General features: G+C 72.3%; 10 protein-coding genes. 7 read left to right on the plus strand and 3 right to left on the minus strand.

Annotated elements, in window-relative coordinates; translation table 11 throughout:
- Positions 1 to 17 precede the first annotated feature (17 nt).
- From AB852_RS20210 to AB852_RS20220, 3 genes are all read right to left on the minus strand, one after another.
- Complete coding sequence (locus AB852_RS20210; protein ID WP_073790333.1) at positions 18 to 2,135, minus strand: COG1361 S-layer family protein; 2,118 nt, start codon at positions 2,133 to 2,135, stop codon at positions 18 to 20.
- 220 nt (positions 2,136 to 2,355) lie between these two features.
- Complete coding sequence (locus AB852_RS20215; protein ID WP_073790335.1) at positions 2,356 to 4,485, minus strand: DUF11 domain-containing protein; 2,130 nt, start codon at positions 4,483 to 4,485, stop codon at positions 2,356 to 2,358.
- A gap of 220 nt (positions 4,486 to 4,705) precedes the next feature.
- The gene (locus tag AB852_RS20220; RefSeq protein WP_073790337.1) at positions 4,706 to 6,217 is read right to left on the minus strand and encodes a DUF11 domain-containing protein; all 1,512 of its coding nucleotides are present in this window, start codon (positions 6,215 to 6,217) and stop codon (positions 4,706 to 4,708) included.
- Positions 6,218 to 7,102: 885 nt separating this feature from the next.
- Between AB852_RS20220 and AB852_RS20225 the strand changes: the two genes are divergently transcribed.
- From AB852_RS20225 to AB852_RS20255, 7 genes are all read left to right on the plus strand, one after another.
- Complete coding sequence (locus AB852_RS20225) at positions 7,103 to 8,284, plus strand: ROK family transcriptional regulator (protein ID WP_073790339.1); 1,182 nt, start codon at positions 7,103 to 7,105, stop codon at positions 8,282 to 8,284.
- 665 nt (positions 8,285 to 8,949) lie between these two features.
- Positions 8,950 to 10,533, plus strand: coding sequence for a sugar ABC transporter ATP-binding protein (locus AB852_RS20230; protein ID WP_073790341.1), 1,584 nt, complete (start codon positions 8,950 to 8,952; stop codon positions 10,531 to 10,533).
- The gene (locus AB852_RS20235; RefSeq protein ID WP_073790343.1) at positions 10,530 to 11,600 is read left to right on the plus strand and encodes an ABC transporter permease; all 1,071 of its coding nucleotides are present in this window, start codon (positions 10,530 to 10,532) and stop codon (positions 11,598 to 11,600) included. Before AB852_RS20230 ends, AB852_RS20235 begins: the two co-directional genes overlap by 4 nt.
- Before the next feature lie 120 nt (positions 11,601 to 11,720).
- A complete protein-coding gene (locus AB852_RS20240; protein ID WP_073790560.1) occupies positions 11,721 to 12,764 on the plus strand; it encodes a substrate-binding domain-containing protein in 1,044 nt (347 codons plus the stop codon).
- A 155-nt stretch (positions 12,765 to 12,919) separates the two neighbouring features.
- A complete protein-coding gene (locus tag AB852_RS20245) occupies positions 12,920 to 14,149 on the plus strand; it encodes a Gfo/Idh/MocA family protein (RefSeq protein WP_073790562.1) in 1,230 nt (409 codons plus the stop codon).
- 15 nt (positions 14,150 to 14,164) lie between these two features.
- Positions 14,165 to 15,169: a sugar phosphate isomerase/epimerase family protein gene (locus AB852_RS20250; RefSeq protein WP_073790346.1), complete on the plus strand. Its 1,005-nt coding sequence runs from the start codon at positions 14,165 to 14,167 to the stop codon at positions 15,167 to 15,169.
- A 598-nt stretch (positions 15,170 to 15,767) separates the two neighbouring features.
- Complete coding sequence (locus tag AB852_RS20255; RefSeq protein WP_073790349.1) at positions 15,768 to 19,460, plus strand: ThuA domain-containing protein; 3,693 nt, start codon at positions 15,768 to 15,770, stop codon at positions 19,458 to 19,460.
- The last annotated feature ends 6 nt before the right edge of the window (positions 19,461 to 19,466 follow it).

The raw sequence follows: 19,466 nt of genomic DNA on the forward strand, positions 1-19,466 counted from the left end.
CTCCTGGTGCCGTGGCGCTACGGCGTCTCCTTCGTCACCTCCAGGTCCGCCGTCGGCCTCTTCACCGAGCCGCCGGGGGTACCGGTCGTGCTGGAGTCGTTGCCCGGTACGGGGTCCTGGGTCAGTGCCCCGACCCGCGCCGTGTTGCGGATGTCGGAGCCGTCACCCGTGTACCGCGGATCCAGCTTCACCCGGAACACCCAGGTCACCGAGGCTCCGGGGGCCAGGGTCGCGAGCGGACCGCAGACCACCGTGTCACCGGACTCGCAGTCGTCCTCCGACGAGACGAACCCGAGCGCGGTCGGCAGCGCGTCGGTGACCGTGATCTGCTCGGCCTGCGACGGTCCGTTGTTGGTGACGGTGACCTCGTAGTCGAACATCTCGCCGGGCGCGATCGGCGTACTCGTCACCGGACGCTTGACGATCCCGAGGTCCGCGGAGGGCGCCGCCACCTGACCGCCCGGCACGGTCGCCGTGTCGGTGTCGTTCTCCGAGGCCGGGTCGATGTTGTCGGCCGTGACCTTCGCGGTGTTCAGCAGATCGCTGCCGTCGCCCTTGTACGCCGGGTCCACCCGGACGGTCAGCACGTACTCGGCCGTCTCACCGACCCGCAGCGGGCTGGCGCGGCGGCAGGACACCGCCTGGCCCGAGACGGTGCAGCCGCTCGGCGAGGACGACACATACGTCAGCCCCGTCGGCAGCTCGTCGGCGAGCCGTACGTTGAACGCGTCGGCCGACGGGCCGTTGTTGGTGATCCGGATGCGGTAGTCGAACGTCCGGCCGGGGACCGGTGCCGTCGTGCCGACCGCCTCCTTCGTCACCGCGAGATCCGCGTACGGCTGGTTGACCGTGCTGCCGGGGAGCCCCGCCGGGGGACTGGTGTTGTTGCCGGGCACCGGGTCGTCGGTGTCGGAGGACACGGTGGCGGTGTTGGCGATGTCGGAGCCGTCACCCCGGTACGCCTCGTCCAGCCGTACCGTGAAACGCCAGGTCTTCGACGCGCCCGGGGCGAGTACCGGCTGCGGACCGCAGGAGACGGTCTGCGCGGTCGCCGTGCAGCCGTCGGGCGACGACACGAACGCCAGCGGGGCCGGCAGCGTGTCGGTGACCCGGGCGTCCAGCGCCCGCGAAGGACCGTCGTTGGTCACGGTGACCGTGTACCCGAAGGTCTCACCGGGGGAGACGGGTGCCGTGGTCGAGGGCTGTTTGGTGGTCCACAGATCGGCCTGCGGACCGGTGACCCCGCCCGGCGGCAGGACCGGCGGCGAGGTGTTGTCCTCCGGGTTCGGGTCCGTCGAGTCGGACGTGGAGGTGGCGGTGTTCCGCAGATCGGAGCCGTCGCCGCTGTACGCGTCGCTCAGTCTGACCCGGAACGCCCATGACACGCTCGCGCCGGGCGCGAGCCGGGCCCGCGGCCCGCAGGTCACCCGCTGTCCGGCCGCCACGCACGGGTCGGGCGAGGAGACGAAGGTGATCCCCGGCGGCAGGGTGTCGGTGGCGGTGACATTGCGCGCGTCGGACGGACCGGTGTTCTCCGTGGTGATCCGGTAGCCGAACTCCTCACCGGGCACCACCGGTCCGCTCCCGAGCGCCGTCTTCACGGTGTTCAGGTCCGACACCGGGTCGAAGGGGCCGACCGGGGTGACCGGGTCGGTGGTGTTGTTGCCGGGGTCCGGGTCCTCCGCCTCGGAGGTACCGGTCGCGGTGTTCCCGAGGTCCGTGCCGTCGCCCTGGTAGGACGGGCTGAGCCGGACCACGAACGTCCACGACTTCGTCTCGCCGACCAGCAGTTCCGGCTCCGGCCCGCAGGTGACCGTGCCACCGGACGCGGTGCAGCCGTCCGCCGACGACACGAACTCCAGGCCCTCCGGCAGGGTGTCCGTCGCGATGACGTCACGGGCCACCGAAGGGCCGTTGTTACGGGCGGTCAGCGTGTAGGTGACCAGGCCGCCGGGCGGGGTGTCCGCACGGAGGCCCGGCGCCCGGCCCAGCTGTGTCACCACCTGCGCGGGCGTCAGCGGAGCCAGCGCGCTCGCGGGCCCGGCGCCCGCGCACAGCACGGCCGCGCAGGCCAGCGCGGCGACCGCGCCGCGCAGCACGGGACGGCGGCGCCCGGCACGTCTCTTCGGTCTCATCGCATCGGTTTCCGTTCATGCTCGGGCCTCACAGGGGCTGTGCGGCACGGATCGGGGGAGCGGGCGCCGGAGCGGGGCCCGCGGACGGGACACGGTGGCCTGGGCGGCCCCTGCGGGGAGGGCGGCTGTGCCCGGGGTGGCCCGTACGGGGCGGGCGGCGGCGGTCGGGGCGGGCTCTGCGGGCAGGGCGGCGGAAATGGGCGGCGGGCCCGTGCCGGGCTCAGCTCGCCTGCTTGGTGAGGACCAGATCGGCGGTCGGCCGGGCGGTCCGGCCGCCCGGCGGACCGGCGGAGCCGCTGTTGTTGGACGGATCGGGGTCGCCGGTGGCGGACGAGACGGTCGCCGTGTTGCGGAGCCCGGTGCCGTCACCGTCGTAACCGGGGTCGAGCAGCACCCGGAACGTCCAGGTCACCGAGGCGCCGGGGGCGAGGGCCGCGACCGGGCCGCAGGTCACGTTCCGGCCGGCCGCCGTGCACGCGCCGGTGGACGAGTCGAACGACAGGGCGTCCGGCAGCGGGTCGGTGAGCGTGACCTGACGGGCCACGGACGGGCCGCCGTTGGTGACCGTGACCTCGTAATCGAAGGTCCGGCCCGGTGCCACGGGCGTCGCGCCCACGGCCCGCTTCACCGTCCGCAGATCGGCCCTGGGGGCGGTGACCCCGCCGGGCGGGAGAGCGGCGGCGCTGGTGTTGTTGGCCGGATTCGGGTCGGACACGGCGTGGGTGAGCGTCGCGGTGTTGCGCAGGGCGGAGCCGTCACCGGTGTACGCGGGGTCGAGCCGCACCCGGAACACCCAGGAGGAGGACCGCCCGGCGGGCAGCGTGGCCCGGGCCGGGCAGGTCACCGTCAGCCCGCTCGCGGTGCAGCCGTCGGTGGACGAGACGAAGGTGAGACCGGCGGGCAGGGTGTCGGTCATCGCGACGTCCGACGTGTCCGAGGGGCCGCTGTTCGTCGCCGTGACCCGGTAGTCGAACTCCTGGCCCGGGGTCACCGGGCCGGAGCCGACCCCCGACTTGGCCGCGGAGACATCGGCGAGCGCGGTGACCGTCGTGGTCACGCTCGCGGAATTGTTGGACGCGTCGGTGTCGGAGCGGTTGCCCGGCGGTGTCACCGTCACGGTGTTGACGAGCGTGGCGGGCTGCGCGGGTGCCGTACCGGTGATCGTGTACGTCGCGGAGCCACCGCGCAGCAGATCGGCGGTGGTCGCCAGGGTGTTCCCGCTGCCGGACGCCTGCCCGCAGGCGCTGCCCGTGGTCGCCGCGCATGTCCAGGTCACGCCGGTCAGCCCGGGGACCGTGTCGCGGATCTGCGCGCCCGTCACGTCGTTGGCGTCGCTGTTGGCGACCCGGACCGTGTACGTCACCGGGCCGCCGCCCGCGGGGACGGTGGTCCGGTCCGCGGTCTTGGTGACCGACAGGTCCGCCGGGACATTGATCTTGAGGTCGCCGATCTCATGGATGTTGGTGGCGCCGCCGGTCCCCGCCGAGAACCCGACCTTCAGGGTGGAGGGCAGCGCGGGCTGGTTGGCGATGGCGCTCACGTCGCTGTCCGTGATGATCCGGTTCAGGGCGGTGCCCGGTCCGGTGTCGGACCAGACCGACACCAGCAGCCTGCCCGAGCGCGGCACCAGACTGACCCGGACCGTTCGGTAGTCGCCCCGACCCGTGGTCTCCACGGTGTTGCCGGGGCCCATCACGGAGGTGCCGAAGCGGTAGCCGGTGTTGCCGTTGCCGCCGCCGCGCAGCACGATCCGGTTGGCCTGGCTGCCCGGCCCGCCGTTGCCGACCAGCCCCGACGAGAAGTTGCCGAACTCGTCGATCCCGATACCGAGGAAGGCGCCGGGCACCCCGGCCCGGGTGCAGGGGTTCCCGGAACAGGCGTAGCCCAGCGCGCCGCCCGGGGCGCCGGTGCCGTTGGCGGCGCCGCCGTCCGAGAGGAAGAACGCGATGCCGTCGCCGCGTCTGCCGTCGAACGCGGTGCCGCCGTAGGAGGCGTAGGTGAACTCGGCGACGATCCCGAGACCCGTCGAGAACGAGTCGTTCATCTGCCAGCCCCCGGCCTGGTTGCCCGCGGCGCTGGTGAGCCGCAGCCAGCCGTCGCTCACGTAACTCGCCGTACCGGTGAGCGAGCCGAGGTTCCCGGCCGCCCCGTCGAACGGTTCATGGACGGGGAAGCTCAGCGCGCGGGGCTGTGCGCCGCGCTCCGCGGCACGCTGCGGGGGCGACCCGCCGTCGCCGCTCGCCGCGGCGGTCAGCGCCGGACAGAGCAGCAGCCCGCACAGTACGGCGAGCAAGAACCTCGGACGGGCGCGGCGGGTCCTGGCGCGGACCGGGCCCAGGGGGGATCTCATTTCCGCGGAGCCTCGTTCTCTGGTGCGGGTGCGGGTGCGGGTGCGGGTGCGGGTGCGGGTGCGGGTGCGGGTGCGGGTGTGTGGTGTTCGTGGTGCGCGGGGGGCTTCGGGGTGGCCGGGTGCCGGGGTGGCCGGGTGCCGGTGGGGCGGCGCCCGGCCGGATCGCCCGGCCGGGACCGTGCGGGGGCCGGGCGCCGTCCTGGTCAGGCGCGGTCGTGGGTCACGAGCCGTCGCGGCGGCGGGCGAGGAACACCAGGAGACCGCCCGTGGTCAGCGCCGCGCCTGCGGACCAGGGCAGCCAGCCGGGAACCTCCCGGCCGGAGTCCGCGAGGTGCGGACGGCCGCCGCCCGGCTTCCCGTGCCCGTGATCGTGTCCGTGGCCCGGCCCGTGTCCGTCGCCGGGGCGGGTGGGGTGCGGGGTGGGACGCGGGGTGGGCGGCCGGGTCGGGTGCGGGCTGGGCTTGCCTCCCGGGTGCTTGAGGTACAGGGGGCCGCCGCCGGGGCCGGTGGTGCCGGGCGGGTTGGTGTTGTCGGCCGGGTCCGGGTCCCGGGTGGAGGAGGTCACCGTGGCGAGATTCTCGATCTCGCAGCCCTGGTGCTGATGGCCGCCGTGCCCGCCGCCGCCCGACCCGCCGCGCAGGGTGGTCTCGTCCAGCACCCGTACGACGATCCGGTACACCGCGTGCTCCCCGGCCGGGAGCCGCTCCAGCGACGGACATGTCACCAGTTGCCGGGTGGGGCCGGACACCGCGCAGCCGTCCGGTGAGGAGACGAAGCTCAGGACCCGGGGCAGCGGATCGGTGACCTTGACGTCCCGGGCCGTCCCCGGGCCCTGGTTGCGTACCTCGACGCGGTACGTGAAGGTGTCTCCGGGCACCACCCAGGACCGTCCTTCGGGAAGGACGGCGGTCTTGCCGAGCGAGAGGTCCGCGATGCCCACGCCTGGCGGGACACCGCCCAGACCGCCCAGCGACACCTGGTTGTTCCCGTGGTCCGGGTCGGGTGTACCGGAGGACACGGCGGCGATGTTGGTGATGTCGGAGCCGTCGCCGGTGTACCCGGGGGACAGCCGGACGGTGATCAGCCAGGAGTACGACTCGCCCGCCCTGAGCGCGGCGAGCGGCCCGCAGGTGACGGTACGGCCGCGGGCCGCGCAGTCGCGCGGCCCGGAGACGTACTCCAGGGCGGCGGGCAGTTCATCGGTGACGACCACGTCGACCGCGCGCGCCGGTCCGTGGTTGATCGCCGTGAGCCGGTAGGTGTGGGTGAGCCCGTCGCCCTCGGCGGCCAGCCGGTGCGTGGCCGTACGCGGCACGAACTCGGAGCTGAGCGCGAGGTCGGCGCGTGCGGGTGCGGGGCCGGGGCCGGGGGCGCCGGATTCGGGGGTCCCCAGGGCGGTTTCCGAGGGGGTTCCCGAGGGCGTGGGGGTGGCGGTGCCGGTGGGTGGTGCGGTGGGGGAGGCCGGTGCCGTCGGTGTCGGTGTCGCTGTGGCTGTCGGTGTGGGTGTCAGCGTCGGGGGCGCGGGGGTGGGCGTGGGGGGCGCGGCCGGGGCGGACGTGGTGGGTGCGCCGGAGCGCGAGGGCGCGGGGCGTGCGTCCGGCGTGGGGGTGGCGCCGGGCGCTGGTGCGGTGCTGTCGGCGTAGGTGGGTGCGGGGGCCGGAGCCGGTGCGTTCCGTACGTCGGGCCCGTCCTGGGCGATGACGCGGTGTCCGGCACCGGGTCCTCCGGCCACGGGAGGTGCGGGTGACTCCGCGGTCCCCGCGCTCGCTGTCGTCCCCGTACCCGCTTCCGTCCCCGCGAGGGCCGTGCCCCGCGCCGTGTCTGACGACGCGTCGTCAATCGGCCCGCCCCCACCTGCCCCACCCGTACCGTCGGCTGCCCCGGTCGCGCCGACCAGGCCGGTCCGTGAGCCGTCAGCACCGTCAGCACCGTCAGCACCGTCAGCACCGTCAGCACCGGCCGCACTGGTAGCCCCAGTCGCACCGGCCCCGCCCGTAGCCCCCGCCGCGCCCGGTACGTTCCCCTCCGCACCGGACGGAGGCGCCGCCGCGCGGTCGGCCTCCGGGCCGGTTCCGGCCGCCGCGTCCCCGGTCGCCGTACCGGGGCCGGTCGTGACCGTTCCGGTGGCGCTGTCCGCGGGGGACGGCACGACCTCGGCCGCGTTCGCCGGGCCCAGCGGGGTGAGCATCGAGAACCCCGCCCCCAGCACACAGCACGCGGCGGTCACCCCGCCGACCCGGCGGGCCGCCTGCGCGGTCCGTCGACGTTTGCCTCTCATGCGGGGTTCGCCTTCCGTGAGCAGCGGTCTCAAGATCCCGGTCTCACGACTCCCCTTTACCGTTCTGTTTATAGGATTATTTCGGCCAATTGCCCTTATTGCAGTAATGGTGACGTTCATTCAGATCAAGGAGGGCGTCCGGTCGGCGGTGTGTGCTGCCGTCGCGGTGCGAGGTGGGCGGCCGTGCCGGTGTGGGTTGCACCGACCTTTGTCCTGAGTCGGGAAAAAGTCGATGCCAATCTCGACGTAACTTCTTCCCAGCCCGCGCAACCGCTGCTACGTTCCACCCGAAAGCAAAAAGGGAACAGCCGAACAGGCGGGGAGGGGCACGTGAGACGTATGACGGCACGACCCGCCAACGCGCATCAGGCGCGACTGCTCAAGCTGCTGCGCGACGAAGGCCCCCACTCGCGGGCCCAGCTCGGCGACCGGGTCGACCTCTCGCGGTCGAAGCTCGCCGTCGAGGTGGACCGGCTGCTGGAGACCGGACTCGTGGCCGCCGACGGGCTCGCCGCCTCCCGGGGAGGCCGCCGCTCCCACAACATCCGGCTCGCTCCCGAGCTCCGCTTCCTCGGTGTCGACATCGGCGCCACCTCGGCCGACGTGGCCGTCACCAACGCGGAACTGGAGGTGCTGGGCCACATCACCCAGCCCCTCGACGTACGCGACGGCCCCGTGGCGGTCTTCGAACAAGTCCTCGCCATGGCGGCCAAGTTGCGGGCCTCCGGGCTCGCCGAGGGGTTCGACGGTGCCGGGATCGGCGTCCCGGGACCGGTCCGCTTCCCCGAGGGTGTCCCCGTCGCCCCGCCGATCATGCCCGGCTGGGACGGCTTCCCGGTGCGCGAGGCGCTCAGCCAGGAGCTGGGCTGCCCCGTCATGGTCGACAACGACGTGAACCTGATGGCGATGGGGGAGCAGCACGCGGGCGTCGCCCGTTCCGTGGGCGACTTCCTCTGCGTCAAGATCGGCACCGGTATCGGCTGCGGGATCGTCGTCGGTGGCGAGGTCCACCGGGGGACGACCGGCAGCGCGGGGGACATCGGCCATATCCAGGTCGACCCCGGCGGCCGTCCCTGCGCCTGCGGCAACCGGGGCTGTCTGGAGGCGTACTTCAGCGGCGCCGCGCTCGCCCGGGACGCCATGGACGCCGCCCAGCAGGGACGTTCCGACGAGCTGGCGGCCCGTCTCGCCGCCGCCGGGGTGCTGACCGCCGCCGATGTGGCCGCCGCCGCGTCGGCCGGGGACGCCACCGCGCTGGAGCTCATCCGCGCGGGCGGCAACCGCACCGGTCAGGTCATCGCCGGACTCGTCAGCTTCTTCAATCCCGGCCTGGTGGTGATAGGCGGCGGTGTGACCGGGCTCGGTCACACCCTGCTCGCCGCGATCCGCACCCAGGTCTACCGCCAGTCGCTGCCGCTCGCGACCGGCAACCTGCCCATCGTCCTGGGCGAGCTGGGACCCGCCGCCGGAGTCATCGGCGCGGCACGGCTCATCAGCGACCACCTGTTCTCGCCGGCCTGACCGGCGCGCACCACCGCACCACCCGCACGGACGCACCACCGCACCGCCGCAGGACCGGTTGGACCGCACGAACGCTGGACCGCACCGCAGCAGGGCCGCACCGCCGCACCAAGCGTCACCCGTGTCAGCGCACCGCCGAACCGCCGCACCGCCGAACCAAGCGCCATCAGCACCAGCGCCAGTGCCACCCGCACCACCCGTAAACGAGCAGCACCCGCACCGAGCACCGCCCGTACCACCCGCACCGCCCGTACCAGGCACCGACCGTCCCAGAGCCGCAGCACCGCACGGAACGCACCGCCCGTACCAGGCACCGCTCACATCACCGGCGTCACCCGTATCGCCCGCACGGAACGCACCACGCGCACCACCCTGATGGCACGTGCCACCACGCACCGCACCTGCCCGTATCAGCGCCGCCACCTGCCCGTACCAGCGCCGCGTCGCCGCCGCGCCCGTCCCGCGCGCCGTTGCGCGTCACCCTCGGCCCACCCGCACGGAGCCGTGCTCCGCGCTGCCCGCACGCCCTGCCGCCGACCGCCCCCGGCCGTTCGCACACCCGCTCCCGCACGCCCGCTCCCACCCGCTCAGCCGCCCTCCCAGCCCGCCCGAACCCGTCCCGAACCGCGTCCGCGCTCCGGCCGTACCGCCGAGGGGAACCCTTCATGGCACCACAACCACCGCTGCTCCATATGTCCGGCATCACCAAGTCGTTCCCCGGGGTCCGCGCCCTCGACGGCGTCGACCTGGAGGTACTGGCCGGTGAGGTCCACTGTCTGCTCGGGCAGAACGGCGCCGGGAAGTCCACCCTCATCAAGGTGCTCGCCGGGGTCCACCAGCCCGACGACGGGGAGATCACCTGGCAGGGCGACCGGGTCCGGCTCAAGTCCCCGATCGCCGCCATGCGGCTCGGGATCGCCACCATCTACCAGGAACTCGACCTGGTCGAACACCTCTCCGTCGCGGAGAACGTCTTCCTCGGCCATGAACCCACCACCGCCGGGTTCATCGTCCGGGGCCGGGACGCCCGTACCGCCGCCGCGGCCCTGCTGGGACGGCTCGGCCACCCGGAGATCGACCCCGCGCGGCTCGTCGGGGAACTGTCCGCCGCGCACCAGCAGGTCGTGTCCATGGCCCGCGCGCTCTCCCACGACGTCCGGCTCATCGTGATGGACGAACCGTCCGCCGCGCTCGACCCGGACGAGGTCGACAACCTCTTCCGGATCGTCACCGACCTCACCGCCGACGGTGTCGCCGTCGTCTACATCTCGCACCGGCTGGAGGAGATCCGCCGGATCGGCAACCGGGTCACCGTCCTCAAGGACGGCCGTGCCGTCGCCGGGGGACTGCCCGCCGCCTCGACCCCGACCGACGCCGTCGTCTCCCTGATGACCGGCCGGGACGTCGCCTACGTCTTCCCGCCGCGCCCCGCCCCCCGGGACCTGCCCGCACCCGTCCTCACCGTCGAAGGACTCAGCCGGGCAGGCGAGTTCGAGCCGCTGGACCTGATGGTGCGGCCCGGTGAGATCGTCGGCCTCGCCGGACTCGTCGGCTCCGGCCGCTCCGAGATCCTGGAGACCGTCTACGGGGCCCGGCGGCCCACCGCCGGACGGGTCACCGTCGACGGCGAGGTACTGCGCCCCGGCAGCGTCCGGGCGGCGGTGCGCGCCGGGCTCGGTCTCGCCCCCGAGGAACGCAAGGCGCAGGCCCTGCTGATGCTGGAGTCCGTCACCCGCAACGTCTCGGTCTCCACCATGTCCCGCTTCGCGCGCGGCGGCTGGGTCGACCGGGGCGCCGAACGCGCCGCGGCGCAGAAGGCGACCCGCGAACTGTCCCTGCGCCCCGACAATCCCGACGCCCCCGTGCGCACCCTGTCCGGCGGCAACCAGCAGAAGGCGGTGCTCGCCCGCTGGCTGCTGCGCGGCTGCAAGGTCCTGCTCCTCGACGAGCCCACCCGCGGTGTCGACGTGGGCGCCCGCGCCGAGCTGTACGCGGTGGTGCGCAGGCTGGCCGACGAGGGCCTCGCGGTGCTGCTGGTCTCCAGCGAGGTGCCCGAGGTGCTCGGACTCGCCGACCGGGTGCTGGTGCTGCGGGAGGGCCGGGTCGTCCATGATGCGCCCGCCACCGAACTCGACGAACACCGCGTACTCGATCTCGTCATGGAAGGAAGTCCCGTGCCCACGCAGACCCCGTCCACGGCAGCCGCGCAGCCGGCGGCCCCGTCCACGGAAGGGAGCCCGGCGTCATGACGCAGCCCGTGTCCCCCGCGCAGCGCGACGGGTCCTCGGCCGGCCCCGACCTCCGCAAGACCCCCGGGCAGCCGCCCGACCCCGGCGGCGCGGGCGGGAGGTCCCCGAGGTCCGGGGCGCGGGTCGCCCTGGCCCGTGCGGACGTCCGCACCCTCAGCCTGGTCGGGGTCCTCGCCGTCCTCGTCCTGATCGGCGGGATCACCAAGCCCGAGGAGTTCCTCGACACCACCAATCTGCAACTGGTGCTCACCCAGTCGTCCATCATCGGTGTCGTCACCGTCGGGATGACCTTCGTGATCATGAGCGGCGGAATCGATCTGTCGGTCGGCGCGATCGTGGCCCTCGCCTCCGTCTGGGCGACCACCGTCGCCACCCAGGAGTACGGCTTCGCGGGCATCCTGTTCACGGCGGTGCTCGTCGGGCTGGGCTGCGGACTCGTCAACGGCGTCCTCATCGCGTACGGCGGGATGGTGCCGTTCATCGCGACCCTCGCCATGCTGGCGTCCGCCCGCGGCCTCGCCCTCCAGATAACCGACGGCAAGACGCAGGTCGTCAGCCTCGACAGCATCCTCGACCTCGGGGAGCGCGACGCGTACATCCTCGGGGTGCCGCCGCTCGTCATCGTCTTCGCCGGGGTCACCGTCATCGGCTGGCTGCTGCTCAACCGGACCACGTTCGGCCGCCGCACGGTCGCGGTGGGCGGCAATCCCGAGGCGGCGCGGCTCGCCGGGATCGATGTCCGGCGCCAGCGCCTCTACCTCTATCTGCTGTCCGGGCTGTGCTGCGGGATCGCCGCGTTCCTGCTGATCATCCTGTCCGGCTCCGGCCAGAACACCAACGGCAATCTGTACGAACTGGACGCCATCGCCGCCGCGATCATCGGCGGAACCCTGCTCAGCGGTGGCCGGGGCACCATCGTGGGCTCCGTGCTCGGGGTGCTGATCTTCACCACGATCACCAACATCTTCGCCCTGAACAACCTCCAGAGCGATGTCCAGCAGATCGCCAAGGGCGCGATCATCGTCGCCGCGGTCCTCGTCCAGCGGCGCACCTCCAGCCATACCTAGCGCCCCGCGCGCACCCCTCCCGGCTCCTGGCGAGCCCCCTTGCCCGCCGCCCCCCGCACCCGGATCCACAGCTCCACCACCACCCTCAAGAAGCACCCTCAAGGGAAGAAGGCCAACGCCATGCCACAGATCCCGAGCCGCAGAGGACTGCTCTTCGGCACCGCCGCCGTCGGCGCGGGCGCCCTGCTCACGGCGTGCACCAGCAACGAGTCCGAGGACGAGAAGCCGGCCGCGAACCAGAACCAGCCCGCCGCGAGCGACAAGCCCGGCAAGCCGGTCACCATCGGCTTCGCCGGACCGCAGGCGGACCACGGCTGGCTCAACGCCATCAACGAGAACGCCGAGAGCAGGGCGAAGAAGTACTCCGACGTCACCCTGGAGATCACCGAGGGCGCCAACGACACGGCCGCGCAGATCGGGCAGATCGAGACCCTCATCAACAAGAAGGTCGACGTTCTCGTCATCCTGCCCGCCGACGGCAAGGCGCTCACCCAGGTCGGACTCAAGGCGATGCGTGCGGGCATCCCTGTCATCAACCTCGACCGGGTATTCAACTCCCCGCAGGCGTACCGCTGTTACATCGGCGGCGACAACTACGGGATGGGGCTGAACGCCGGGCACTACATCGGGGAGAAGCTGAAGGACAAGAAGGGCGCCAAGGTCGTCGAACTCGCGGGCCTCGACAATCTGGAGCTGACCAAGCAGCGCACCCAGGGCTTCGACGACGCGCTGAAGAACTACCCGAACATCAGCAAGGTCGCCCGGCAGGCCGCCGACTTCACCGTCGAGTCCGGCCAGGCGAAGATGGCCCAGCTCCTCCAGGCGCAGAAGCAGATCGACGCACTGTGGAACCACGACGACGACCAGGGCGTCGGCGCGCTGCGCGCCATCGAACAGGCCGGACGGGACGAGTTCCTGATGGTCGGCGGGGCCGGGGCGCTCGCCGCGTTCGAGGCCATCAAGCAGGACCGGGGCGTCCTCAAGGCGACCGTGCTCTACCCGCCGACCATGGCCGCGTCCGCGATCGACCTCGCCCGCGCCCTCGGCCAGGGCAAGGGCATATCCGGGACCGCCGAGTTCGAGATCCCGGCGTCCGTCACGCTCTACTCCGCCGTCGTCGACAAGGACAACGTCGACCAGTACATGGCGACCGGGTTCAAGTAGAGGCCCGCGCCCACCCCCACACAGCGAACACGGCGGCATCCGTATCCCCGTGGCCGCCACCCGCGCCGTCACGGGCCCGGGTGGCGGCACGGGCCCCGGTGAAGCGGCCGGGGCCCGGCGGTGCCGGGACCGCCGACGAGAAGGAGGACATCCGTATGGGCCCCAAGGGACAGCCCGACCCGGCCGGCCGTGGCAGCGCCGCCGCGACCCCCGAGCAGCGCACCGAGCACCTCGCCCCACCCCTCGGGATCGGCATGGTCGGCTACGCCTTCATGGGCGCCGCCCATTCCCAGGGCTGGCGCACCGCGGGCCGGGTCTTCGACCTGCCCCGGCGGCCCGTCCTGTCGGCGGTCTGCGGCCGCGACCCGGCAGCGGTCCGGGTCGCGGCCGACCGGCTCGGCTGGGCCGCCGCCGAGACCGACTGGCGGGCGCTGATCGCCCGCGACGACGTCGACGTGGTCGACATCTGCACCCCGGGCGACAGCCATGCGGAGATCGCGATCGCCGCGCTGGAGGCGGGCAAGCACGTCCTGTGCGAGAAGCCGCTCGCCAACACCGTGGAGGAGGCCGAGGCGATGGCCGCCGCCGCCGAGGCGGCCCGCGCCCGGGGACAGGTCGCCATGGTCGGCTTCAACTACCGCCGCGTCCCGGCCACCGCGCTGGCCCGCCGGATGGTCGCGGAGGGCCGGATCGGCACCCTGCGGCACGTCCGGGTCGCCTATCTCCAGGACTGGCTCGTCGACCCCGACGCCCCGCTGACCTGGCGGCTGCGCAAGGAGTCCGCCGGATCGGGTGCCCTCGGCGATCTGGGCGCCCACATCATCGACCTCGCGCAGTACCTCACGGGCGAACGGATCAGCGGGGTCTCGGCGCTCACCGAGACCTTCGTCCGGGAACGGCCGCTGGCCGGCGGGCCGTCCGGCGGCGCGGCACGCGGCCAGGTCACCGTGGACGACGCGGCCCTGTTCACCGCGCGGCTGCCGTCCGGGGCGCTGGCCTCCTTCGAGGCGACCCGGTTCGCCTCCGGCCGCAAGAACGCGCTGCGCATCGAGCTCAACGGTGAACTCGGCTCGCTCGCCTTCGACCTGGAACGCCTCAACGAACTCTCCTTCCACGACCACACCGAACCGGGCGTGAGCGCGGGCTTCCGCCGCATCCTCGTCACCGAGCCCGACCATCCGTACCTGGACGCGTGGTGGCCGCCGGGCCACGGTCTCGGCTACGAGCACACCTTCGTGCACCAGGCCCGCGACCTCGTGCACGCCATCGCGTCCGGGACCGGCCCCGATCCCTCCTTCGCCGACGGACTCCAGGTGCAGCGGGTGCTGGCCGCCGTCGAGGAGAGCGCCGCGAAGAACTCCGTCTACACCACCGTCCCGGCCTAGGAGGTCCGTTTCCCCATGCCCCGCCCCTTCACCCTCTTCACCGGCCAGTGGGCGGACCTCCCGCTGGAGGACGTCTGCCGGCTCGCCCGTGACTTCGGCTACGACGGACTGGAACTCGCCTGCTGGGGCGACCACTTCGAGGTCGACAAGGCGCTCGCCGACCCGTCGTACGTGTCCTCCCGCCGGGAACTGCTCGACCGGTACGGGCTCAAGTGCTGGGCCATCTCCAACCATCTGGTCGGCCAGGCCGTGTGCGACCACATCATCGACGAGCGCCACCAGGGCATCCTGCCCGGCCGGATCTGGGGCGACGGCGACCCCGAGGGCGTCCGGCGGCGGGCCGCCGCGGAGATCGCGGACACGGCACGGGCCGCCGCCGCGTTCGGCGTCGACACGGTCATCGGGTTCACCGGGTCCGCCATCTGGCACCTGGTCGCGATGTTCCCGCCCGTCCCCGAGCGGATGATCGAGCGCGGGTACGAGGACTTCGCCGAGCGCTGGAACCCGGTCCTCGACGTGTTCGACGCGCAGGGGGTCCGGTTCGCGCACGAGGTGCATCCCGGGGAGATCGCCTACGACTACTGGACCACCCGGCGCGCCCTGGAGGCGGTCGGCCACCGGCCGGCCTTCGGGCTGAACTTCGACCCCAGCCACTTCGTGTGGCAGGACCTCGACCCGGTCGGCTTCCTGTGGGACTTCAAGGACCGGATCTACCACGTCGACTGCAAGGAGGCGCGGCGGCGGCTGGACGGCCGCAACGGGCGCCTCGGGTCGCATCTGCCCTGGGGCGATCCCCGCAGGGGGTGGGACTTCGTCTCCGCCGGGCACGGGGACGTGCCCTGGGAGGACGTGTTCCGGATGCTGCGGTCCGTGGGGTACGAGGGACCCGTGTCGGTCGAGTGGGAGGACGCGGGGATGGACCGCCTCCAGGGGGCGCCGGAGGCCCTGGCCCACCTCCGCCGCTACGACTTCGACCCCCCGTCCGCCTCGTTCGACGCGGCGTTCGGCTCCGCCGGGTAATCGGTCCGGGTTCCCGGTGCCCGTACGGCCTCGGCGCCCCTGGGTCCGTGCCGCTGGGCGTACGTGTTCCGGCACAGGTCGTTCGTGGGTGCGCAGTTCCCCGCGCCCCTGGGGCTGCCTCCTGCGGTGGCCGATCGACCGCAGGCCCGCCGGTGCGGTTCCCGCGCACCTGACGGACCGGCAGAGGTGGCGCCCCCAAAGGGGCGCGGGGAACTGCGCACCCCCGTCCGTACCGCACGGGAACAAGTACGCCCAGCAGCACAGACCCAGGGGCGCGAGGAACCGCGCACCCACGAACGACCCGCACAGGAACGAGCGCGCTCAGCGGCACAGACGCCCCGGAGGCGAGCCCGCAGCCGCAGAACGGGACCGACCCCGCAGGGGGTTACCGCCGAGGCCCCGCCAGGACCCCCCTTTGTCCTGACACGGGAAAAAGTTCAACTTATCTGTCGCACAAGGGCTATCCGCCCCGGATAAAGGAGGCTACGGTCCCTGAGGTGTAAGGGACACCTACGAACCGGAGTGACGGCGCACCCCGGGTCCCGCACCGCACAGCCGAACGGCAACCCTCTTCCCCGGACCCTCCCGGAGGGATTTCGTGCACACGAAACGTCACACCCCGAGAAGAACGCTCACCCTCCTCATCACCTCACTGTTCGCCGGCGCCTCCCTCGCCCTCGCCGCCCCGCCGGCCGGTGCCGACACCCCGCGGGCCCCCGCCGCGGCGGAGGAGTTCCAGCAGATCACCCTCGCGAAGGGCGCCCCCGAGGTCGGGGAGCCCATGTCGCTCGCCGTCCTCCCCGAGGGCGGCGTCCTGCACACCTCCCGCGACGGCACGCTCCGCCTCACCGACGCCGACGGCAACACCCGCGTCTCGGGCAAGCTGCCCGTCTACACCCACGACGAGGAGGGCCTCCAGGGCGTCGGGGTCGACCCCGGCTTCAAGGACAACCGCTTCGTCTATCTGTACTACGCCCCGCCGATGGACACCCCGGCGGGCGACGCCCCGGAGACCGGCACCGCCGCCGACTTCGCGCGCTTCGACGGGGTCAACCGGCTCTCCCGGTTCGTCCTGAAGGCCGACGGCACCCTCGACACGGCCAGCGAGAAGAACGTCCTTGAGGTCAAGGCCACCCGCGGCACCTGCTGCCATGTGGGCGGCGACATCGACTTCGACAAGGACGGCAATCTCTATCTGTCGACCGGCGACGACACCAACCCCTTCGCCTCCGACGGCTACACCCCGATCGACGAGCGCGTGAACCGCAACCCGGCCTTCGACGCGCAGCGCAGCAGCGGCAACACCAACGACCTGCGCGGCAAGATCCTGCGGATCAAGGTCCAGCCGGACGGCTCGTACACCGTCCCGGACGGCAACCTCTTCGCCCCCGGGACGGACAGGACCCGTCCCGAGATCTACGCGATGGGCTTCCGCAACCCGTTCCGGATCAGCGTCGACAAGCCCACCGGCGTCGTCTACGTCGGTGAGTACGGCCCGGACGCCGGAGCCGCCAGCGCCACCCGCGGCCCGTCCGGCAAGGTCGAGTTCGCACGTGTCACCAAGGCGGGCAACTTCGGCTGGCCCTACTGCGTCGGCAAGAACGAGCCGTACGTGGATTACGACTTCGCCACCAAGGAGTCCGGGGCCGCGTTCGACTGCGGGGCGCTGAAGAACAACTCCCCGAACAACACCGGTCTGGTGGACCTGCCACCCGCCGAGCAGGCGTGGCTGCCCTACGACGGCGGCTCCGTCCCCGAGCTGGGCTCCGGCTCCGAGTCCCCGATGGCGGGACCCGTCTACCGGCACGACCCGGACCTGGACTCGCCGGTCAAGTTCCCCGAGGCGTACGACGGCGACTTCTTCGCCGGAGAGTTCGGCCGCCGCTGGATCAAGCGGATCGAACAGGGCGGGGACGGCGCGGTCCAGTCGATCAACCCGTTCCCGTGGACCGGCACCCAGGTCATGGACATGAGCTTCGGCCCCGACGGCGCGCTCTACGTCCTCGACTACGGCACCGCCTGGTTCGGCGGCAACGAGCACTCGGCGCTGTACCGCATCGAGAACGCCACCGGAGGCCGCTCCCCGAGCGTGGAGGCCAAGTCCACCAAGACCTCGGGGCAGTCCCCGCTCAGGGTCCGCCTCGACGCCACCGCGAGCGACCCCGACGGTGACCCGCTGACCTACGCCTGGGACTTCGGTGACGGGAAGACCGGCACCGGCGCCTCACCCTCGTACACGTACCGCAAGGACGGCACCTACACGGCGACCGTCACCGTCACCGACCCGACCGGCCGCAAGGCCCGCGCCAGTGTCCGGATCGTCGTCGGCAACACCGCGCCGACCGTCACCTTGGAGAGCCCGCCGAACGGCAAGCTGTTCAGCTTCGGTGACACGATCCCGTTCAAGGTGAAGGTCACGGACCCCGAGGACGGGGCGATCGACTGCTCCAAGGTCACCGTCCGCTACATCCTCGGCCATGACAGCCACGGCCACCCGATCACCTCGGCCACCGGCTGCGAGGGCACCATCACCGCCCCCGCCGACACCGAGCACGACCCCAACGCCAATATCTTCGGGGTCCTCGACGCCGAGTACACCGACAACGGCGGCGGTGGCCAGGAGAAGCTCACCAGCCACGACCAGGTCCAGCTCCAGCCCCGCCACCGGCAGGCCGAGCACTTCGGCGCCCAGCAGGGCATCCGCGTCTACGACAAGCCGGCGGCCAACGGCGGCAAGACCGTCGGGGACATCACCGACGGCGACTGGATCTCCTTCACCCCGTACAACCTGACCGGCGCGAAGAAGCTCACCGCCCGGATATCCTCCGGCGGCGCGGGCGGCTCCCTGGAGGTCCGCAGCGGTGGCCCGAAGGGCGCCCTGCACGGCTCCGCGCCGATCCCGGTGACCGGGAGCTGGGAGACGTTCCAGGACGTCGACGTCCCGCTGCGGGCCCTGCCGAAGAAGACCACCAGCCTGTACCTGGTCTTCAAGGGCGGCTCCGGAGCGCTCTACGACCTGGACGACTTCGACATCTCCAGCGACCCCAAGGACCGTGACGCCAGGCGGGTCCTCGTCTTCTCCAAGACCGCCGGATTCCGCCACGACGCCATCCCGACCGGCGTCCAGACCCTCAAGGATCTCGGCAAGGACAACAAGATCACCGTCGACTCCACGGAGGCGGCGGGCCAGTTCACCACCGCCAACCTCGCCCGGTACGACGCCGTGGTCTTCATGTCCACCACCGGTGACGTGCTGAACGCGGCCCAGCAGCAGGCGTTCCAGAACTACATGGCCAACGGCGGCGGCTTCATGGGCGTCCACGCGGCGGCCGACACCGAGTACGACTGGCCCTACTACGGCAAGCTCGTCGGCGCGTACTTCGAGTCCCACCCGGCGACCCAGCAGGCCACCGTCCGGGTCACCGACCACGACCACCCCGCCACCAAGTCCGTCCCGGACGTCTGGGAGCGCACGGACGAGTGGTACAACTACCGCTCCAACCCGCGGGACAACGTCCGCGTCCTCGCCACCCTGGACGAGACCACCTACCAGGGCGGCACCATGAAGGGCGACCACCCGATCGCCTGGTGCCAGGCGTACGAGGGCGGCCGGTCCTTCTACACCGGTCTCGGCCACACCAAGGAGTCGTACGCCGAGGAAGCCTTCCGCAGCCATCTGCTGGGCGGCCTCCAGTACGCCAGCGGCCAGGTCAAGGGCGACTGCAAGCCCGAACAGGGCGCCCGCGACCTCTTCAACGGCCACACCACGGACGGCTGGAAGCAGGCCGGTCCCGGACGCTTCACCGTCAAGGACGGCGTCCTCAACAGCGAGGGCGGCATGGGGCTCCTGTGGTACCAGGCCAAGGAGCTGAAGTCCTACTCCCTGACGCTCGACTGGAAGATGACCGGTGACGACAACTCCGGTATCTTCGTGGGCTTCCCCGCCTCCGACGACCCCTGGTCCGCCGTGAACAAGGGCTACGAGATCCAGATCGACGCCACCGACCGGGCCGACCGCACCACCGGCTCCGTCTACTCCTTCAAATCGGCGAACATCAACGCACGTGACCGTGCGCTGCGCCCGCCGGGGCAGTGGAACAGCTACGAGATCCGTGTGCAGGGCGAACGCCTCCAGGTCTTCCTCAACGGAGTCAAGGTCAACGACTTCACCAACAAGGACCCGCGGCGCAGCCTCACCGACGGACACATCGGGCTCCAGAACCACGGACCCGCCGACAAGGTGGCGTTCCGCGACATCCAGCTGAAGGAACTGCCCGTACCGGGCGCCTAGAACGGC

Source organism: Streptomyces uncialis (assembly GCF_001905345.1).
Lineage (GTDB): Bacteria > Actinomycetota > Actinomycetes > Streptomycetales > Streptomycetaceae > Streptomyces > Streptomyces uncialis.

Coding starts and splice junctions, on each gene's coding strand:
- AB852_RS20210 (WP_073790333.1), bottom strand. CDS start 2,135: ATGAGACCGAAGAGACGTGCCGGGCGCCGCCGTCCCGTGCTGCGCGGC.
- AB852_RS20215 (WP_073790335.1), bottom strand. CDS start 4,485: ATGAGATCCCCCCTGGGCCCGGTCCGCGCCAGGACCCGCCGCGCCCGT.
- AB852_RS20225 (WP_073790339.1), top strand. CDS start 7,103: ATGACGGCACGACCCGCCAACGCGCATCAGGCGCGACTGCTCAAGCTG.
- AB852_RS20230 (WP_073790341.1), top strand. CDS start 8,950: ATGGCACCACAACCACCGCTGCTCCATATGTCCGGCATCACCAAGTCG.
- AB852_RS20235 (WP_073790343.1), top strand. CDS start 10,530: ATGACGCAGCCCGTGTCCCCCGCGCAGCGCGACGGGTCCTCGGCCGGC.
- AB852_RS20240 (WP_073790560.1), top strand. CDS start 11,721: ATGCCACAGATCCCGAGCCGCAGAGGACTGCTCTTCGGCACCGCCGCC.
- AB852_RS20245 (WP_073790562.1), top strand. CDS start 12,920: ATGGGCCCCAAGGGACAGCCCGACCCGGCCGGCCGTGGCAGCGCCGCC.
- AB852_RS20250 (WP_073790346.1), top strand. CDS start 14,165: ATGCCCCGCCCCTTCACCCTCTTCACCGGCCAGTGGGCGGACCTCCCG.